The organism is Streptomyces sp. NBC_00464, assembly GCF_036013915.1.
Classification (GTDB): Bacteria; Actinomycetota; Actinomycetes; order Streptomycetales; family Streptomycetaceae; genus Streptomyces.
The window spans coordinates 163,221-179,314 of the sequence record NZ_CP107900.1 but is presented as its reverse complement, the minus strand read 5'-3'; the positions used below and the strand labels follow the sequence as shown (position 1 = coordinate 179,314).

The following is a 16,094-nucleotide window of genomic DNA, read 5'->3' as shown; positions in this document are numbered from 1 at the left end:
GGTGGCGTGGGCAGGGTATACCGGAATATAGCGCTCCATTCCAGGCTGCGTGATCAGTCATATAGCCGATGAATCAAGACAGTTCATCCTTTAGATGACTGATGCATGATTCATGGTGGTAGAGCCCGCCTGTGCTGGTTCAGCCTGGCCCACCTGCAGTGGCCGGGCCCGGTTGCTGGCGGGAGGGTGTGGTGTCAGTGCTGCTGTGTGCAGTGGATCCGCTCGGAAGCCGTCTCGCCCTCGTGCTCAAGCACGGTGCTTCCTCCTATCAGGAGGCGGGGGAGGTTGTCTGTGGCAACGGGCCGGTCTCGGTGGTGGAGGGCGGTGAGGGGCGCGTCTTCGTCTCCTTCAGCGTGTCGGACTCGGTCGGCGTCGTTGATCTGGCCCGACGTCGGCTGCTGGACAGCATCAAGGTCGGCTGGGCTCCCAGCAGCCTCGTCGTCGTCCGCGGCGCCGGGGTCCTGCTGGTGTGCAATGCGGGGGCCGACTCCGTTTCCGTCGTCGACATCGGCGCGGGTATGGAGAGGGGCCGGGTGGCGGTGGGGCGTGAGCCGCGGCAGGTCGTGATGGCGCGGGACGGCCGGGCGGCGTATGTGTGCGAGCAGGGAGCGGGATCCGTCTGCGCTCTCGACCTGACCGGCCTTCAGGCTGGCCGCTGGGATGCGGTGTCCGTGGCCTGGCGTACTGCGCTGGGCGCGCATGCTCAGCCCCGCGTTCTTCTGCCGACACGTCTCGGGCCGGGGCTGGTGTTGTGCCGCACGGCCGACCGGTTGCCGGTGGTGGATCTCGATTCGGGCCGTGTGATGACCGAGGTTGTCCTGCCCGGGCCCGGCGGTCCCAGTGGTGCGGTGGAGGTCGACGGGGATTTCGCGCTCGTGACGCTGGAACGGCTCGGTTTGATAGCGGTGGTGGACCTCCTGGAGTGGTCGGTGACCCGGACTATCCCGGTAGGGCCTTGCCCTTCGGGGATTGTGGTCGATCCGGATGATCAGACGGTGTACTGCCCTCTTCCTCTGTCGGGGGGTCTGGCTGTGATCCATCTCGATGGTGTGGATCTGTCCACCGAGGACGGGCTGCCGCAGTTCGAGAGTGTCCGGGCCGGCCGGGCGCCGAGCAGCGTCGCGGTGGTCCGCTGCCTAGAGCCCGGGCCCTGACTCGTCCCTGTCCCCCTCCCTGCGTTGGCGGAAAGGCGGAGCGTATGGCCGGCCCGATCTTTCCCGGACCGCAGCCCTCCTATGGCGGGCGGCCGGGGCGCAGTGCGCTGGCTGCTCTTCTGGGGCCCACGCGTGCGGCGGTGCTGCTGATAGTGGCTGACCGGCCGGACAGCACCACCACTGCGCTCGCCGAGGGCATCGGAGTCTCCGCGGCGACCATCTCCCACCACACCACGGTCCTGCGGAGTTCAGGACTGATCACCACCCGGCGCAGCGGGGGCGGCGTGCATCATGCGCTCGCCGCTCTGGGCGAGATTCTGCTCGGCGGAATCGCAGCTGCCGGCCCTGACGCCTGAACCCGTTGCCCGATGGCACCCGGCCGGAGCGGTGTGACGGATGAGCTGCGGGGGATTGCTGGTGCGGGGGTGCGTTCGTTTTCACTCCAAGGAGATCCCGCCGGGGCGTTTATTCCTTTCTTTCGATACCCCTTTGCGGGCGCGTCAATGCCTATTTGAAGAGCGCCGGGCGTGCGCCCTTTTTGAGCAGGTTCGAATAGCTTGCCAGGGCGATGGGTGAGAGAACAGACTATTGCCGTTGTTCAAAGCGTGTTCGCTTCGAGGTCGGCACGCCCGAACGAGGGGGTTATCCATGCCTGTTCAGGGTGCGACAGAACTGGATGCGGAGCGGCCTGCCGAGAGCATTTCGAAGGCGACGATTTCCCAGATGTTTTCCACTCCGGTGGCCCGGATGTTCTTTCCGTATGCGGATGAGGTGACTGCACCTTTGACGGAGCGGATCCTCGAGCGGACGGGGGCGCTGTCCAAGGATTTCGGGTACAAGACGGAGACGGCGGGTGAGCTGGTCCAGTGGGGCGGTGAGCCGGCGGTGCGGCTGACTCGATGGGTGTGCGCGGCTGCGGGTCGTTTTGTGGAGTCGCTGACGGGCCTGTCCTTGTCCGAGGCGTTCGAGCGGTCTGCCGGCCTGGAGGGCGAGGAGCGTGGCGGGGGCCGGCAGGTGCGGGTGGCGGCCAGTCGCAGCTGGGCGTCGGTCTACCGTCCCGGGGATCGGCACGAGGCGCACTTCCACCCCAACACGGCTCTGTCGGCGGTGTATTACGTGACGGCACCAGCCCTGTGTGAGATCAATTTCCTTGACCCCAGGCCCAATGTGGACTATTACGATCCCGGTATTTCGCTGGCCGGTGACAGTCACCGTACCCGGGTTACGTGCAGGCCAGGTGAACTGGTTATTTTCCCTGGCTGGCTGCGGCATTCCGTTCCCACGTTCCATGAAGAAGCGACGCGTATCTCGATCGCCTGGAACCTGAACTACACCCTCGACTGAAAGCCCCCCTCATGTGCCGGGCTCTTCTGCCCGTCAGAAAAACACCAGGAGAAAAGGGAACCACATGCGGAACATCCAGCTGTTTTCGACGGACACCGACGACGGTGTCGTCTCCGTCGTGGCCAAGACCGGTCCGGGCGAGCACCGGACCGTCGCGCAGATCCCGGTCGGCAACGCCCCGCGCGGCGGGGTGAAGTTCACCAAGGACGGCCGTGGCTTCGTGTGCAACACGAGCCAGAACACGCTCTCCGAGATCGACGCGGTCACGCTCAAGGAGGTACGGCGCATCGAGGTCGGGCACGGGCCGCGCGGCATGGGCATCGTGCCGGGCGAGCGCTACCTGCTGGTCTCCAACTCGGGTTCGAACACGGTGTCGGTCGTGGACCTCGAGCTGAACGTGGAGCTCCTCCAGATCGCGACCGGCCGCGACCCGCGCCACATGGGCATCACCGCCGACGGACAGGTCGCCTACGTCTGTGTGTGGGGCGACGGCTACGTCAGCAAGCTCGACATCAGCGCTCTCTCCGGCCCCGAGGGGAATCCGGAGCAGGTCACGGAGCTGGCCCGTATCCCCGTCGACCGCGAGGCACACCCCTACAGCCTGGCCATCGCCCCGTCCGGGCGCCACGTGTTCGTCGCCAACACACAGGCCAACTACCTGACCGTCATCGACGTCGAGACCGACGAGACCACGCACATTCCGGTCGGCTCCCACGGTGGCCGGGCGGTGGCCTTCACCGACGACGGTCGCTTCGCGCTGCTGACGGTGGAGAACACCAACAGCATCGTGGTCGTCGACGTGGAGACCCTGGAGGTGACGCGGAGGATTCCGGTCGGCTCAGGGCCCCGCGGCCTCGTCGTCGACCCCGGGGACGAGACGGTCTACATCACGAACTTCGCCCGCGCCAACATGATGGTGGCCGGCCACCCCAACCACGCCCCGAACTCCCTGACCATGGTCGACCTCAAGTCGGCGCCGCTGGACCGGGACGAGGGAGTCTTCGAGTACGAGGAAATCTTCGTCGGGTACGGGCCGTGCTCGGTGGTGATGTTCGACCTCGACAGCCTGCCCGCCGATGAGCGCCAGCGTCGCATCGAACGCGCAGACGTCCAGGCCTGACCCCCTCCGGGGCCGGAGACCGCCCTCGCGGTCTCCGGCCCCTCTTCCTTGCCCGCTCAGTCCCCCTGCCCAGGCGCCCGCGCCCGTGTCCGGGGCCTATCCCCTGCCGTCGTCAGAAAGCAGAGCGCCGTGGCCGATGTGATGTTCCGTTCGCTCCAGCCGTGGGCCCTGGTGCCGGACAAACCCCGGGTCGACCGGGCCGGGGCGCGCGCGGAACGCGACGCCTACACACAGTCCTTTCGCTACCTGCGCATCCCCCGCCTGCCCGCCGACTGCCCGCCATGGGTTCTGGGCCAGGAGCTGGGGTGGAGCATCCACTCCCCCATCGCGGTGACGATGAGCCCGCTTCAGGACCTGGGGGTCGCCGTTCCCTCCCAGGAGAACATCCAGAAAGTCGGCCACCGGCTCAGCCGGGCGGGGCTGTGGCAGCGCGGCGAGGATTGGCTGGCGACCAAGGACACCGACTGGCTGCACCTGGGCGACTACCGCGGCCAAGGAGGCGGCTGGGAAGGCATGTTCGTCCCCAACGGCCAAGGCACTGTGGAATGGAGACTGGGCTGGTCAGCCCACGTGCCGGAACACACCTTCCTCATGGTCATGCCGCTGCCGCTGGACGGCCTTGAAGTACCGCTGGGCGTGATCTCCGCAAAAACCGTCAACGCCATGACCGCACGAGGCGGCATGAGCATCGCCGTACGGCCCACACGCCCCATCACCCTGCACCGCGGCCAGGCCGTCGCCCGCCTGGTCCTGCTCCACGCCGACACCCTGCGCGCCACCGCCACCCACACCACCGAACCGGAAACCGGCCCCGGGCCAGAAGCCCAGACCGGTACGAACACAGCTACGGGGACGGAAGCCTGATGCCCAAGATCCTCGCTGTGCTCGGACGCCGGCCGGTCGGACCGCTCCTCGCCCTCGCCTTCGCCGCCCGTACCACGGCCGCGGTCCTGCCTATCGCTCTGCTGCTCGCGCTGGCCGACCGCTACGGCTACGGCCGCGCCGCCCTCGTCGGCGGCAGCACCACCCTCGTCCTGGCCCTCCTCGTTCCGCTGCGCGGCCGCCTCCTGGACCGTGCGGGGCACCGGCACGCACTCCCGGTCATGGGCGCCAGCGCCATGGCCCTGACCGCGACAGCAGCCATCAGCGTCGCCGCCCGCTGGCCCTGGTGGACCACCCTCCTGCTCGCCCTCACAGCGAACATGAGCAGCCCGCCGCTGAACGCGGCGCTGCGTTCCTCATGGCGCCGCCTGGTCACCAGCCCGCAGGACCTGAAAGCCGTGCACTCGGCCGACAGCATCCTCGAAGAAGCCGGCTTCGTCGCCGCCCCGCTCACCGCCGGCGCCCTGATCGCCTTCCTCGGCCCCGTCACCGCCTACGAGAGCGCGGCCGCCATGTTCCTGGTGGTGATCGCCCTCTACCTGACCGCCGCCCGCGCCTACGGACTTACCCCCACCAAGGCCCCCGCCGCACCGGTGCGAACCAGCGCGGCACGGAGCACGCACCGGTGGCTGGGGCCACTCGCCCAGCCCCGCATCGTCATGATCATGCTTCCGCTGCTCGTCATGGGCTGCCTCTTCGGCGGAATGGGCATCTACGTGCCCGCCTACAGCCAGCACGAGCACACCACCGCCCTCATCGGCCCCCTGCTCGCCGCGACATCCGCCGGCGGCGTCATCGGCGGCCTCCTCTACGCCGTCCTTCCCACCAGCCGCCTTCCGCTGTGGACCCTCTACCGGCTGCTGACCGTAGGTTTCGCCCTCCCTGCCTGCTTCCTCCTGCTCGCCCGGCCCCCCTGGGCCCTGGGCGCCCTCCTGCTCCTGTCCGGACTCTTCGTCACCCCACTGTTCATCAGCGCCTTCCTCCTGGTCGACGCCCACGCCACTGACGACGTCCGCACCGAGGCCAACACCTGGGTCGCCGCCAGCACCGACGTATCCAACGGCATTACCGCCGCCGTCATCGGCGCCCTCACCGCCCAACAGCACTTCACCACCGCCCTCACCGTCCTCACCGGCTGCGCTGCCTTCGGCCTGCTGACCGCCGCACTCCTGCCAACCCTCAAACCCGCAGCCACCACGACGCCTCCGGCCACCGACACCCCGGCACCTGCCGCTCAGGCGGGCACATGACCCCACACCCACCGGCCGCCATCGATCTGTCCCGCGCAGAGGCCCGGCGCCTGGCCATCGCCGCCAGCGGCATCCACCCCGCCCTTCCCCAGCCAACCGTCGAGGGAGTACTCGACCGGCTCCACATCGTCCAGCTCGACTCCATCAACGTCCTGGCCCGGGCGCACCAGCTCACCTTCACCAGCCGTCTCCCCCACACCACCACAGCTGCAGTCGACGCTGACCTGCGCATCGCTCCCCCACCAGTGGCCTTCGAGTACCCCGCCCATGCCCTCGCCCTGGTACCGCTCAACGACTGGCCCCTATGGGCCTTCCGCCGCCGCGCCGCCCGCCGCCGCCCCGATTACCCCGAGCCCGCCGAACGCGACCGCATCCTCAACCTGATCCGCGAACACGGCCCCCTCACCCAGCGCGAGCTACGACAGCCCGGCGACCGGGCGAGCAACGGCTGGGCCTGGGGACCGGCCAAACGAGCCGCCGAGTTCATGTTGTGGGCCGGCGACCTCATCTGCGTGCGCCGCACTCCACGCTGGGAACGTCTGCTCGACCTCCCCGAACGCCACCTCCCCCCACACCTGCACACAGAGGCGCAGACCGACGACGAATGCCTCACCGCCCTGCTCACCTACGCCGGCCGCGCCCTCGGCATCGCCACCACCAGCGACCTCGCCGACTACCTCCGCATCCCCACCCGCGCCGCCACGCGGCTCCTCCCACATAGCCCCTTGCTCCCTGTCACCGTCTCTGGCTGGACCAAGGCAACCTGGGCACATCCCGACGTCCTGACAGACCCCGGCAGAGCGGATGGCCCGGCCGTCTTCCTGGGACCGTTCGACAACCTGATCTGGTACAGACCCCGTACCCAGCGGCTCTTCGGTTTCACTCACACCCTGGAGGCATACAAACCCGCCCACCACCGCGCCCACGGCTACTACGTCTGCCCCCTCCTCGCCCATGACCAGCTGATCGCCCGGGCAGACCTCACCCGCACCGAACACAGCCTCACCATCCACCGCATGACCACAGAGCCCGATCATCCTCCCGAAGCACCCCAGCTACTCGATGAGGCATACGCCCGCATGACCACTGCAGTCGGGTGCTCCTGACCGGCGTACAGCCCAACGTGCCCCAGGTGGCAGGGCTGGGGCGGCACGGTTTGCAGCGGTGCATCCCCGCCCCGATACCTTGAGCACCTTCGATGGCCTTGGCGTTGGCCTGCAGACTAAAGCCTTCCTCCCGCAGCAGGCTGGCGACCGTGTCGGCAGAGACGCGATGGCCCTGCCGGGTCAGAGCCGCTGCCAACTTTCGGGTCGACTTCGTCGTCCACCACAGTGGCGCCATCGGGTCACCGCGCTCGTCGGGCTCGACCAAGGCAAGCAGAGCCGGTCGCAACCCGGATCAATGCCCTCCTCCTCGGACACCACGTCGAAAACGTCCAGCAGCAGCATCAACCTCCAAGCACCGCGACCTGACGTACTGCCGCGCCCGCTTCGTCAAAGGGCAGTTTCAGGAGAGAGCGGTCGGCTTGCGGGGCGGCGGGACGGCCCGCAGCAGCTCCCACAGAGGGCGTGAGCCGGACGCCCACGCTCCGAGGGTGTGGCGGTCGATCACGTGGAGGCGTTGCTGTTTCGCGAAGGCCACGGCCGGTGCGGTCACCCGGCCGTTCGTCACGATCACCGCGATGTCGGCTCCGTGGACCTGGCGGGCTGTGCCGTTGAGTACCTGGAGGTCGGGTGTCCCGACGGCGGACCCGGCCAGGCCGTTGCGCCTGTGTTTGCACTGGATCACCCAGCGCCGCCCATAAGGGTCGGTGGCCTTCACATCGGCGCCCAGGTCTCCGCCGCCCCCGACGCGGACCGCGTTCTGGCAGCCGTCGCGGTGCATCAGGTCCCGCACCGCGTCCTCGAACTGGGAATGGTGTAGGGCGTCCAGTTGGGGAAGCTCGTAGCGCAGTCCCTGCGCGCGGACCGCTTCCCACCGTGCCTGCTGTTGCTTCTGGTAGAGCCAGCCACCGCCGGCCAGTACCGCGAGCGCACCGAGGACGATCAAAACCCACCAGTGGACCAGCAGCCAGTGGACGACGGCCACGGCCAGGGCGACGGCCAGGACTATGGCTACGAGGAATCCGATCAGCCGGTCATCCGTCCGCCGCTTGCTGGGCCTGCGGGTCCGCTGCCGCACCAGTGGGCGGCGCCTGCCAACTGCCGGGCGGCCTTTGCGTGCGCGGGGACTCATCGGCCCGCCTGAGTGACGCCGCTCGCAAGTTGGCCGAGGAAGTCCATGATTCCGTGGCCCAGCGGTGTCGGGGCGATGAGAACCCCGAGCGCCAGGACGATGACGACGGTGAACTTCTCGTCGAGCCGGCTCCGGGCATGCGTACGCCGACGCAACCGGATGACGACGATGACAGCGAGCAGCACTGCCACGTTGATGGTCAGCAACCCTCAGACCTCCCCCACAACCGGCCTCACCACGCAGGGTAAGCAGGGCGCTACCCGCAGCCTTCTGTGTAGCCGGGCCACAGTGATGTTGGAGGCGGATCGCTGACGAATGGCACAAAGCCATCGGGCCTGGCTGAATACCGGGCGGCAGTTCAGTCCTGGACGCGCACGGCCACGTACATATCCCCGGGCGCACCGCCGTACTTGCCAGGACTGCCGAGCTCGCGGAGCCGGACCTTCTGGCCGTCCCGGATGCCTGCGGGGATGCCGACCTGTAGGTGCGCTGCTGGATGAGCCGGCCTTCCCCCTCGCCGGTCGTGCAGGACCGTGCCGCCTTCTCGTCTGTCCTGGCGGCGCAGGCGGGACAGGGCTTGTGCGTGGTGATCCGCAGGGGATTGACCGATCCGTCGGTGGCTTCCGCCGGGGTGACGTCGATGTCGTGCGTAAGGTCCCGGCCACGGCTGGGCGGTGCGGTCCGAAATGCCGGTCGTTGATCTCGTTGAGGACGTCCCGGACTTTCCCGGCAGAGGCCGGCCGCTGAGCCGGGTCCTTGGCCAGGAGCTGGGTGACGAGCCGCTCCAGCTCCTCGGGCGCGTCCGGGCGCAGGGTGTGCAGTGGGACCCGGGGCAGAAAGATCCGCCTCGCCCGGGAACTCGCCATCCGTCGTCACCTCACGGAATGCGCGCTGGGTGACTGTGCCTGCGGGCATGGGGCAGATCCGGTCGGCGCCGGCCCGGCAGGCCGCGGCCAGCGGGACAACGTGGTCGATGTCGAGCTGGCCGGCGACGGTGAAGGTCCTGCCGTCGTACTCGCTGTACCAGATGCCCTCCACAGCCCGGCACTTGTCGTCCCTGACGACGTCCTGCCCGTCGCGCTGGAGAACGACCTCGCGGGTGTCGCACTGCCCATGCTGCGTGGCCCAGTGCGGTTCGCCCGGCGGTAACCAGTCATCGCATGTGGCGCCTCGACAAGCAGTTCACCGAGCTCACCACGGGCAACACCGACAGGCGGAGGCTCGGGCATCGTCCGCAAGCCGCTCGGTCAGGCGTCGGCGGTCTTTCCGCTGGTCAGGCGGAGAACAGGAAGACGGGCAGGAGAAGAATAGGTGCGACGAATTTACGCACGAGATTTCCGTGGGGATTGCGGTGACCGGGCAGGGGGACGCGTGGCCGCGTGACGCTCGGGTTCCCCTGCCCCGGTGCAAGGGTGAATGGGGCGCGGGGCATCGCGAGCGGTGCCCGGACGAGGGGGGGCACGCGCGATACGGGTGCGGATTTCACACCCGTATCGCGTGGTGCCCGGTCAGCGCGGCAGGTGGTGCTTCTTCCTGCGGCGCCGCTCACCGAGAGAGGTGACCCAGAAAATGGCCCCGATCACCGCTGCGAAGGGGAGCGTTCCCAGGAGGTCTCCGGTCGCGATGACTTCCACCAGGTAGAAGATCGCCCCGACGACCAGTCCCATACCCAGAGGGTGGCGTGCAGCCCACTTGCGGGTGTGGACACGGGGGTCACGGAACATGCGAAGCCTTCCCTTCGGTTAGTAGTGGGGCCAGACATGCGTGTAGCGGCCTCGCCACCAATGCCTCGCGGATCGCCATACGGTTCTCGCGCGGCGGGTGTAGTGAGCTGTGCGGCCGGCGCCGTAGCCGTACAGCCCGTCGCGGGCTCCGCGCCAGCTGCTGGCCCAGTATCCACCGATATGACGGCTCCGGCGCTTGTGACCGTAGCGATAGGAGATCCATCCCGTCACGGCTCCCGCACCTGCCGCGCAGGCGGGAGCTCCCCAGTCTTCGGTTGCGAAGGAGCACGCTCCCGCGAGGGCGTAGGAGACCAGTGTCTGATGGTGGGCGACGAACCGGCCCGCCCTGCGGACCAGTCTACGGAAATGCCACCATCTTCCATCGAGGTCGAATCGGTCGACCGGGTCGCCGTTGCAGTATTCGTACGCGTTGGCGTTGCCGCCGAGGACCGGGTCGGTGGAGAGGAAGCGACCGGCGGTCGGGTCGTAGAGGCGCACTCCCATGAGGGTGGCCCCGGTGACCGTTTCGCTGGAGCGTTGTTTGCTGCCGAGCCAGCCGTAGCGGGTGGCGGACGCGGATTCGGGATTGCCGTACTCGTCGTACGAGGTGGCGGTCGGGGCCTTTGTCGTATCCAGCGGCAGCTGGACAACCGTGTCCCCGTGGATATCCGACAGCTGCAGGACGGTGTCGCCCGTGGCGCTGGTGACCGCGTCCAGGTCACCGCCACTGCCCTGCACATTGCGGCTGCGGATGCCGCCGGTGTTCTCGGCGGTCCAGTCGGGGCTGTCGGTGTCGTTGCCGTAGTGGTTGGTCTTGGCGCCGGTCTGGGTCCAGGTGCCGGCGCTGTTGGTTTCGGTGGTCCAGGTGGCGAGGCGGCCGGCCGCGTCCAGGTTCCAGGTCTGCCGGTTGGTGCCGAAGGTCTGTTGCTGGACGAGGTCGTTGGCGTAGTAGCCGATGGTGGCGCCGGACGTCTGGGTGATGGTGCGGCCGAAGGCGTCGTAGGTGGTGCCGGTGGCTATCAGGCGGTCGGCGCTGTCGTAAGTGTTGCTTGTGCTGGTCGCGCCGGTGGAGGTGCAGGCCGCGTCGGCGGCACTGGTGGCCGTGGCCAGGGCCGTGCGGTTGGTGTTGTTGTCGAAGGTGTAGCTCCTGCGGGTGCAGGTGCCGTCGGGAGCGGTGTCGTCGGTCTGGGTGAGGCGGCCGAGCTTGTCGTACCTGTAGCCGCGGACATAGGCCTCACCTGCGGCGTTGGTGTCAGCGACGGTCTGGTCGTGGATGGAGTGGTCGGCGGTGTCGGAGGCGACGACTTGGCCGTCGCTGTCTCGGGTGTAGACACGGGAGGTCTCCGTGCCGGTCTCGTCCTGGCTGGTGGCCAGGGTGTAGCCGCCGGGGAGCTGCTCGGTGGTCAGATCGCCGTCCGCGTCGTAGGCGGCGGCGAAGGTGCCGGCGACCGAGTCGGTACGGGAGGTTTCCAGGCCGCGCGGGTCCTTGGCGGTGTCGTAGGTGTAAGTGGTGGTCGACGGGGCCGAGTCGGAGACCTTGGCCGGTCGGTCCAGGTTGTCGTACTCGGTGGTGGCGGTGTTGCCCGCCCCGTCGTTGTAGGCGATCTCCCGGCCGAGCAGGTCGGTGGTGTGGGTGATCGTCTTGCCGTTCGAGGTAACCGTGGCGATGTCACCGCTGGCCGGGTCGTAGGCGGTGGTGGAGTCCGGCACCGCCGCGCCCACTCCGCCGGTGACGGCGACCTTGGTGGGCCGACCGGCACTGTCCGCGGTGGTGGTCGTGGTCCGTGTCACGGAGTTGGCGGTCTCGGTCACCTTCGCTGTGTTGCCCCACCGGTCGTACTCGATGGTCTTGGTGGGCAGCTGGGTGGGGTTGGCGCCTCCGCCGGTGATTGCGCCGGCTGGGCCGGTGGAGCAGACCAGGTCGGCCCATTCGGGTCGGCCGTTGCAGGCGCCAGTGCCGGTCGCCGCGTAGTACGTGGTGAGTGTCGCGCCGGCGTCGGTGCCGGACGATTTGGGCAGGGTGGTCTTGGTGACCCGGCCCTGGCTGTCGTACGTGGTGGTTTTGGTGAGGCTGAGCCCCATGGGGTCGTCGGTGGTGGAGGTGGGCAGTCCCTTGATCCAGTCGTAGCCGGTCTTGGAGCTGCGGGTATCGGCGTCCGTCGGGTAGCCGTCGACGTGTGCGCCGATCGTGACGGTGGTGGGCCGGTCGGCGACTGTGGCGCTGCCGTCGGTCGGCCTGCCCTCGTCGTAGGCGGTCACCGTGTGCTGGCGGGCGGGGATCTCACTGCCTGAGGGCAGGTCTGTGCCGCCAGCTCCGGCCTTCAGGACGCCGGTCAGGGTGGTCAGGTGCAGCGGGCCTTCGGACTCCAGTTCGCGCAGTCCGTCGGCCGAGAACAGATGGGTAGTGGACAGTTGCTCGGCGCGTTCTGGGGTGGATGAGCCGTTGATACCGAGCAGGGTCAGCTTTTGCAGGTCCGGCCCGCCAGTGGCGAGCGCCAGCTCACGGTTGCCAGCGGACAGTTCGCGCACCGTGTTGCCAAGGTGGTCGTACTCCGTGGTGGACAGGTGACCACCGGGGGTGGCGGTGTTGACTTCGCGCCCAGAGGCGTCCGCGTAGGAGATTGCGGCGCGTGCGTAGGAGGTGGCGCTCAGGGCGGCGCCGTCGTGCGCAGCTGGTACGGCGTCTGCGGGAAAGACCGCGGTGGCATCCGTCGGTGCATCGCTCTGACCCCAGGCCGCGACGCTCGACGCGCTCATGGAGGCGGGCGCCTTCGTCCCGCTCAGCGGCACGTCATAGACCACCGAGGTGGTGGCGCTGCCGCCGTCGGTCTGCGACTGCGAACCGTGCTGCAGAGTGGGCCGGGAGGCCGCCAGCAGCATGCCCGCGCCCGCAGTGGCCGCGTTACCGGCGGTGCCGTAGGAGAACGTCCACGGCACCTCGCCGGGCGGCGTCAGGGTGGCGATCCGGCCCGCGCTGTCGTAGGCGTAAGCGGTGATCAGCGACGGGGTGATCTGGGGGTTCCAGGCCTTGCGCAGGCGCCCGGCATCGTCGTACTGGTACGTCTGTACGGCCTTGTACGTTGCCGCGGACGCACCGGCGTCGGTGGACCAGAGGCGCAGTTCCTTGACCTGGCCGGTGAAGTCACCGGTGGTGGCGGTGGTGGCGGTGGTGGCGGTGGAGTAGATGAACTCCAGCATCCGGCAGCCCTTGGTGGAGGGTGTCGTCTGGCAGGTCGAGGCCGTGGCCGCCGAGGTGGGCGCGATGATGTACTTCGGACGGGCCAGTGTCTTGGCGCCCGAGACAACCTTTTCTGAGATCACGGTCGTGGTGGAGTTGCTGGTGGGTAGAAAGGTGGCCGACACCTGCCAGGTGGTCGCCGCCGGGTCCACCTTGGTGAACGTGGTTGTCGTGCCCTCGTTGTCCTTCAGCGTGAACGAGCCGCTCAGGCTTCCCGTGAGCGTGAGGTCCTCGGAGCCGGGTTCTGCCTTCCAGCCTCCGCTGGCGGTGGCGGTGAAGCCGATTCCGTCTCCGCCGACGTCTACCAGGGCCACAGAGGTGTCCGACGTCTTGCGGATGTAGCCCCATTCGGAATCGGTCAGCTCAGCGCTGGTGCCCGAGGTCCACTGCGGCCCGAAGATGGCCGCCTGGCCCTCCGCGTCCGCACCCGCGGCCGGCTTCCGGGAAGAGGCCGTGCGCGAGACGCTCATATCGAACGCGGACGTATCCGTGGCAGACAGGGTGTAGTCACCGGTCAGGTCGTTCACCGAGCCCGGGCCGACCTCATCGGATGGAGCAGTTCCCGCGTTGCGGTCCACAGTGATGGTGCTTACCGGGGAATAGCCGGTGGTAGTTCCGTCAGTGAAGGCGGCACGCACATCGACCGGCCCGTCCTCGGCCAGGCTGGTGGTGATGTTCCATGCCAGGGCCGGCGGGGCGCCGTTGGGGGCGGCCAGCGGCCACGCGGCGATGGCCGAGCCGTCGGCGTTCTTGGTGACATCCGACACGGGCACGTTCGTCCACGCGTCGGTCTCGCCGCGCCGGTACTGATAGGTGACACCGGTGTAGGTGGGCTTGCCGGTGGACGAGAGTGCCACGCGGCGGGCGGGACGGTCGCCGTCACCCGGGCTGAGCAGCGCGGCGCCGTCGGCGCCGACACCGAAGGAGTACTGGGTGGTGGCCGCGGACAGGTTGCCGCCGGAGTCGATGGTCTTGGCGTACAGCGTGTGCCAGCCGTCGCCCGGGGTGATGCTGATGGTCAGCGGGTCACCGTCGGTGCCATTGACGGTGTCGTCGATGCGCTTGGCCATTGCCGGGTCGTCCAGGCCCCACTTGTAGCCCTGTCCGTCGGTCGAGGTGGTGTCCAGGGTGCAGGAGACCGCGCCGGAAGCCTTCGCCGACCAGGTGCTCAGCGGGTAGTCCGGGCACGAGATGCTCGGCGCGGCGGGCAGCCCGGTGTTCATCACGAACGTCGAGTAGCCCGACCAGGTGCCGTAGTCCGTGCCGTCATAGCCGCGCACCCGGTAGCGCAGATGCGAGCCGACCGGGAAAGCATTTGCCGACGGCACTGCCAGAGTGGAAGTGGAGCCCGAGCTTACCGACTTCCCCAGCGCGGTATAGCTGTAGGCGGCGTCGGTGTAGGCCGGGTCGGTGGTGACCTCGAACTGAGCCTGCGCGTTGCCGCCGTCCGCGTCGGTGACCTTCGCCGACAGTGTCGGGGTCAGCGAGGTGACGTAGCGGTGGCCGTTGTAGGCGTTGAGCTGCGACGGCGAGACCGCCGGGGCCGAGTTGGTGGCGTAGGAGTTGTAGGTGACCGTCAGATGGGGCTCTGCCGAGTTGTCACCGGAGATGTAGTTGGCCGAGCGGAAGCGCCGCCAGGTGTACGGGTCCGTCTCGTCCGCGCCGGCGATCCGCAGGCCGTAGTTGGCCGAGCCGGAGGCCCAGGCGGCCACGATGGCGTCGATGTCGAAGTTCATCGTGCCGCCAGGGCAGGAGGAGTCGTAGCCCAGCGCCGCCTTGTTGACCACCGCGCCGGTGGCCGTGGTGACCGGCTGCGCGCCCCAGGTGATTGCCGCGGAGTCCCAGCTGCCGGTGATCCGCCGCACCTCGGTGCCCGCACCCGTCGTGGCGCAGGTCGAGGAGTAGAACGAATACAGCGCCAGGTTCGTATCGATGATGTGCTTGCCGGCGAACTTGGCCACGTCAAACTTCACATACGAGCGGGCCTTGTTCGTGCCCGTGTCATAAGTGCCCGACTTCAGCTCCGCCGAGCCCTGCTGAGAGTCCGGGTAATCCGGGGTCTGCACCCACGTGTCAGTCGTCGCCGCCAGCGTGGACGTCGGGTCCACCGTCACCGGGTACGTCAGATCCGTACGTGCCAGGAAGTCGGCATCCGGGGTCAGGACCAGCGTCTGACCGCCGTCCGTCCCCGTCTCGATCTTCGTGTCCACCGTCATGCGGTGGTCCGACTCGCCCGAGGCAGGGTTCTTCGACGCATCCCACATCATCGGCGCCGGCGCTTCGGCCACCAACTTCCCATCCGCGTCCTTGAGCAGCAGATGCCCGGACGCGGCCTGCGACAGCTTCAACCCGTCCAGTCTCAGCGGGATGCGGTAGGACACCGCGTCGGCGGGGGCAGCGGCGAGCGAGATGTTCTCTGAGAAGCCCTGCGCCAGTGCAGTCGCCTTCAGGGTCTGCCCGCCGCCCAGATCGTAAGCGGCCGTCGATCCCTTGATCGAAGGGGTCGGCAGCTTCTCGGCCCAGCCCAGACCGAAGGTGGTCTTGCCCTGACTCACCGAGGCCAGTGCAGTGTCGCCGCCGTCGGACATGGCCACCTCAGCAGCCGCGGCCTTCGGCTCCAGCTGCGCACCCGCATCAGTCAACGCCGTGTCGATGGGCAGCCAGTTCCCGTCCTGCTCTACACGGATCGGCCCGCTGAAAGCCTCAGTCTGCAGCGCACCGCTGGGAAGTGCCCACGTCGTGGAGTCCGCACCCCGCTCGGACAGCACCTCGATCCTGCGGTTCTGCAGACGGGCCATCAACACCGCCGAGGCCTCGTCCGCCGCCTCCGCCGCACCGTAGGCGGGCTGGGTCGCCGATGTGTCGGCCGCGGCGGGCTCTCCCACCGCCACCGCCGTGCCGGTCGACTCCACCAACAAGGCAGCTTCGGCCAACAACACCAGTGACACAACACCGGCGACCTGCCGCAAGCGTCCCGATACCCGTGGTATCCGGGAACGCGACGATCTCGGCCACGCTCTCAAGCGTGCACGACTCATCCAAGGCTCCTGCATGTGAAGAAGGGGATGCCCCCACCTGGGGGCCAGGAGATCTTCCACAACGCACAGCGGAGTCGCTTCCCAATCTTCGATGTAGGTCAAGCCTTGG

At 68.4% G+C, this 16,094-nt stretch carries 13 protein-coding genes and 1 pseudogene; 8 read left to right on the top strand and 6 right to left on the bottom strand.

Going from position 1 to position 16,094, the window contains the following annotated elements; translation table 11 throughout:
* The first annotated feature begins 191 nt into the window (after nt 1-191).
* The 7 genes from OG912_RS38710 to OG912_RS38680 all read left to right on the top strand — a co-directional run bounded on the left by OG912_RS38710 (nt 192) and on the right by OG912_RS38680 (nt 6,856).
* Nucleotides 192-1,154 (top strand): YncE family protein, encoded by a 963-nt coding sequence (locus tag OG912_RS38710; RefSeq protein WP_327713255.1) that lies wholly within the window; start codon nt 192-194, stop codon nt 1,152-1,154.
* A gap of 44 nt (nt 1,155-1,198) precedes the next feature.
* Nucleotides 1,199-1,510, top strand: a complete 312-nt coding sequence (locus tag OG912_RS38705; protein WP_327713254.1) for an ArsR/SmtB family transcription factor — start codon at nt 1,199-1,201, stop codon at nt 1,508-1,510.
* A 292-nt stretch (nt 1,511-1,802) separates the two neighbouring features.
* Complete coding sequence (locus tag OG912_RS38700) at nt 1,803-2,498, top strand: TIGR02466 family protein (RefSeq protein WP_327713253.1); 696 nt, start codon at nt 1,803-1,805, stop codon at nt 2,496-2,498.
* Nucleotides 2,499-2,562: 64 nt separating this feature from the next.
* Nucleotides 2,563-3,618, top strand: a complete 1,056-nt coding sequence (locus OG912_RS38695) for a YncE family protein (protein WP_327713252.1) — start codon at nt 2,563-2,565, stop codon at nt 3,616-3,618.
* Between the two features lie 129 nt (nt 3,619-3,747).
* The gene (locus OG912_RS38690) at nt 3,748-4,482 is read left to right on the top strand and encodes a hypothetical protein (RefSeq protein WP_327713251.1); all 735 of its coding nucleotides are present in this window, start codon (nt 3,748-3,750) and stop codon (nt 4,480-4,482) included.
* A complete protein-coding gene (locus OG912_RS38685) occupies nt 4,482-5,750 on the top strand; it encodes an MFS transporter (RefSeq protein WP_327713250.1) in 1,269 nt (422 codons plus the stop codon). The genes OG912_RS38690 and OG912_RS38685 overlap by 1 nt, the downstream gene beginning before the upstream one ends.
* On the top strand, nt 5,747-6,856 hold the full coding sequence (locus tag OG912_RS38680) for a winged helix-turn-helix domain-containing protein (protein ID WP_327713249.1): 1,110 nt from the start codon (nt 5,747-5,749) through the stop codon (nt 6,854-6,856). The genes OG912_RS38685 and OG912_RS38680 overlap by 4 nt, the downstream gene beginning before the upstream one ends.
* A gap of 79 nt (nt 6,857-6,935) precedes the next feature.
* Here OG912_RS38680 and OG912_RS38675 read toward each other — a convergent pair.
* The 4 genes and pseudogenes from OG912_RS38675 to OG912_RS38660 form a co-directional block, all read right to left on the bottom strand.
* A pseudogene (locus tag OG912_RS38675) lies at nt 6,936-7,145 on the bottom strand (ISAzo13-like element transposase-related protein); the annotation flags it as partial.
* A gap of 111 nt (nt 7,146-7,256) precedes the next feature.
* Nucleotides 7,257-7,985, bottom strand: a complete 729-nt coding sequence (locus OG912_RS38670; RefSeq protein WP_327713248.1) for a restriction endonuclease — start codon at nt 7,983-7,985, stop codon at nt 7,257-7,259.
* Nucleotides 7,982-8,191 (bottom strand): hypothetical protein, encoded by a 210-nt coding sequence (locus OG912_RS38665; protein WP_327713247.1) that lies wholly within the window; start codon nt 8,189-8,191, stop codon nt 7,982-7,984. The genes OG912_RS38670 and OG912_RS38665 overlap by 4 nt, the downstream gene beginning before the upstream one ends.
* A 152-nt stretch (nt 8,192-8,343) precedes the next feature.
* The gene (locus OG912_RS38660; protein ID WP_327713645.1) at nt 8,344-8,445 is read right to left on the bottom strand and encodes a DnaJ C-terminal domain-containing protein; all 102 of its coding nucleotides are present in this window, start codon (nt 8,443-8,445) and stop codon (nt 8,344-8,346) included.
* A 311-nt stretch (nt 8,446-8,756) separates the two neighbouring features.
* Here OG912_RS38660 and OG912_RS38655 point away from each other — a divergent pair, with 311 nt between their 5' ends.
* Nucleotides 8,757-9,134, top strand: a complete 378-nt coding sequence (locus tag OG912_RS38655; protein ID WP_327713246.1) for a hypothetical protein — start codon at nt 8,757-8,759, stop codon at nt 9,132-9,134.
* A gap of 359 nt (nt 9,135-9,493) precedes the next feature.
* Here OG912_RS38655 and OG912_RS38650 read toward each other — a convergent pair whose 3' ends face one another.
* A complete protein-coding gene (locus tag OG912_RS38650; protein ID WP_327713245.1) occupies nt 9,494-9,652 on the bottom strand; it encodes a hypothetical protein in 159 nt (52 codons plus the stop codon).
* Between the two features lie 75 nt (nt 9,653-9,727).
* Nucleotides 9,728-15,886, bottom strand: a complete 6,159-nt coding sequence (locus OG912_RS38645; protein ID WP_327713244.1) for a DNRLRE domain-containing protein — start codon at nt 15,884-15,886, stop codon at nt 9,728-9,730.
* Nucleotides 15,887-16,094: the final 208 nt, after the last annotated feature.

Excerpts from the sequence above, each read along its gene's own strand:
- OG912_RS38705 (WP_327713254.1), top strand. The coding sequence starts at position 1,199 with ATGGCCGGCCCGATCTTTCCCGGACCGCAGCCCTCCTATGGCGGGCGG.
- OG912_RS38700 (WP_327713253.1), top strand. The coding sequence starts at position 1,803 with ATGCCTGTTCAGGGTGCGACAGAACTGGATGCGGAGCGGCCTGCCGAG.
- OG912_RS38695 (WP_327713252.1), top strand. The coding sequence starts at position 2,563 with ATGCGGAACATCCAGCTGTTTTCGACGGACACCGACGACGGTGTCGTC.
- OG912_RS38685 (WP_327713250.1), top strand. The coding sequence starts at position 4,482 with ATGCCCAAGATCCTCGCTGTGCTCGGACGCCGGCCGGTCGGACCGCTC.
- OG912_RS38680 (WP_327713249.1), top strand. The coding sequence starts at position 5,747 with ATGACCCCACACCCACCGGCCGCCATCGATCTGTCCCGCGCAGAGGCC.
- OG912_RS38670 (WP_327713248.1), bottom strand. The coding sequence starts at position 7,985 with ATGAGTCCCCGCGCACGCAAAGGCCGCCCGGCAGTTGGCAGGCGCCGC.
- OG912_RS38650 (WP_327713245.1), bottom strand. The coding sequence starts at position 9,652 with ATGGGACTGGTCGTCGGGGCGATCTTCTACCTGGTGGAAGTCATCGCG.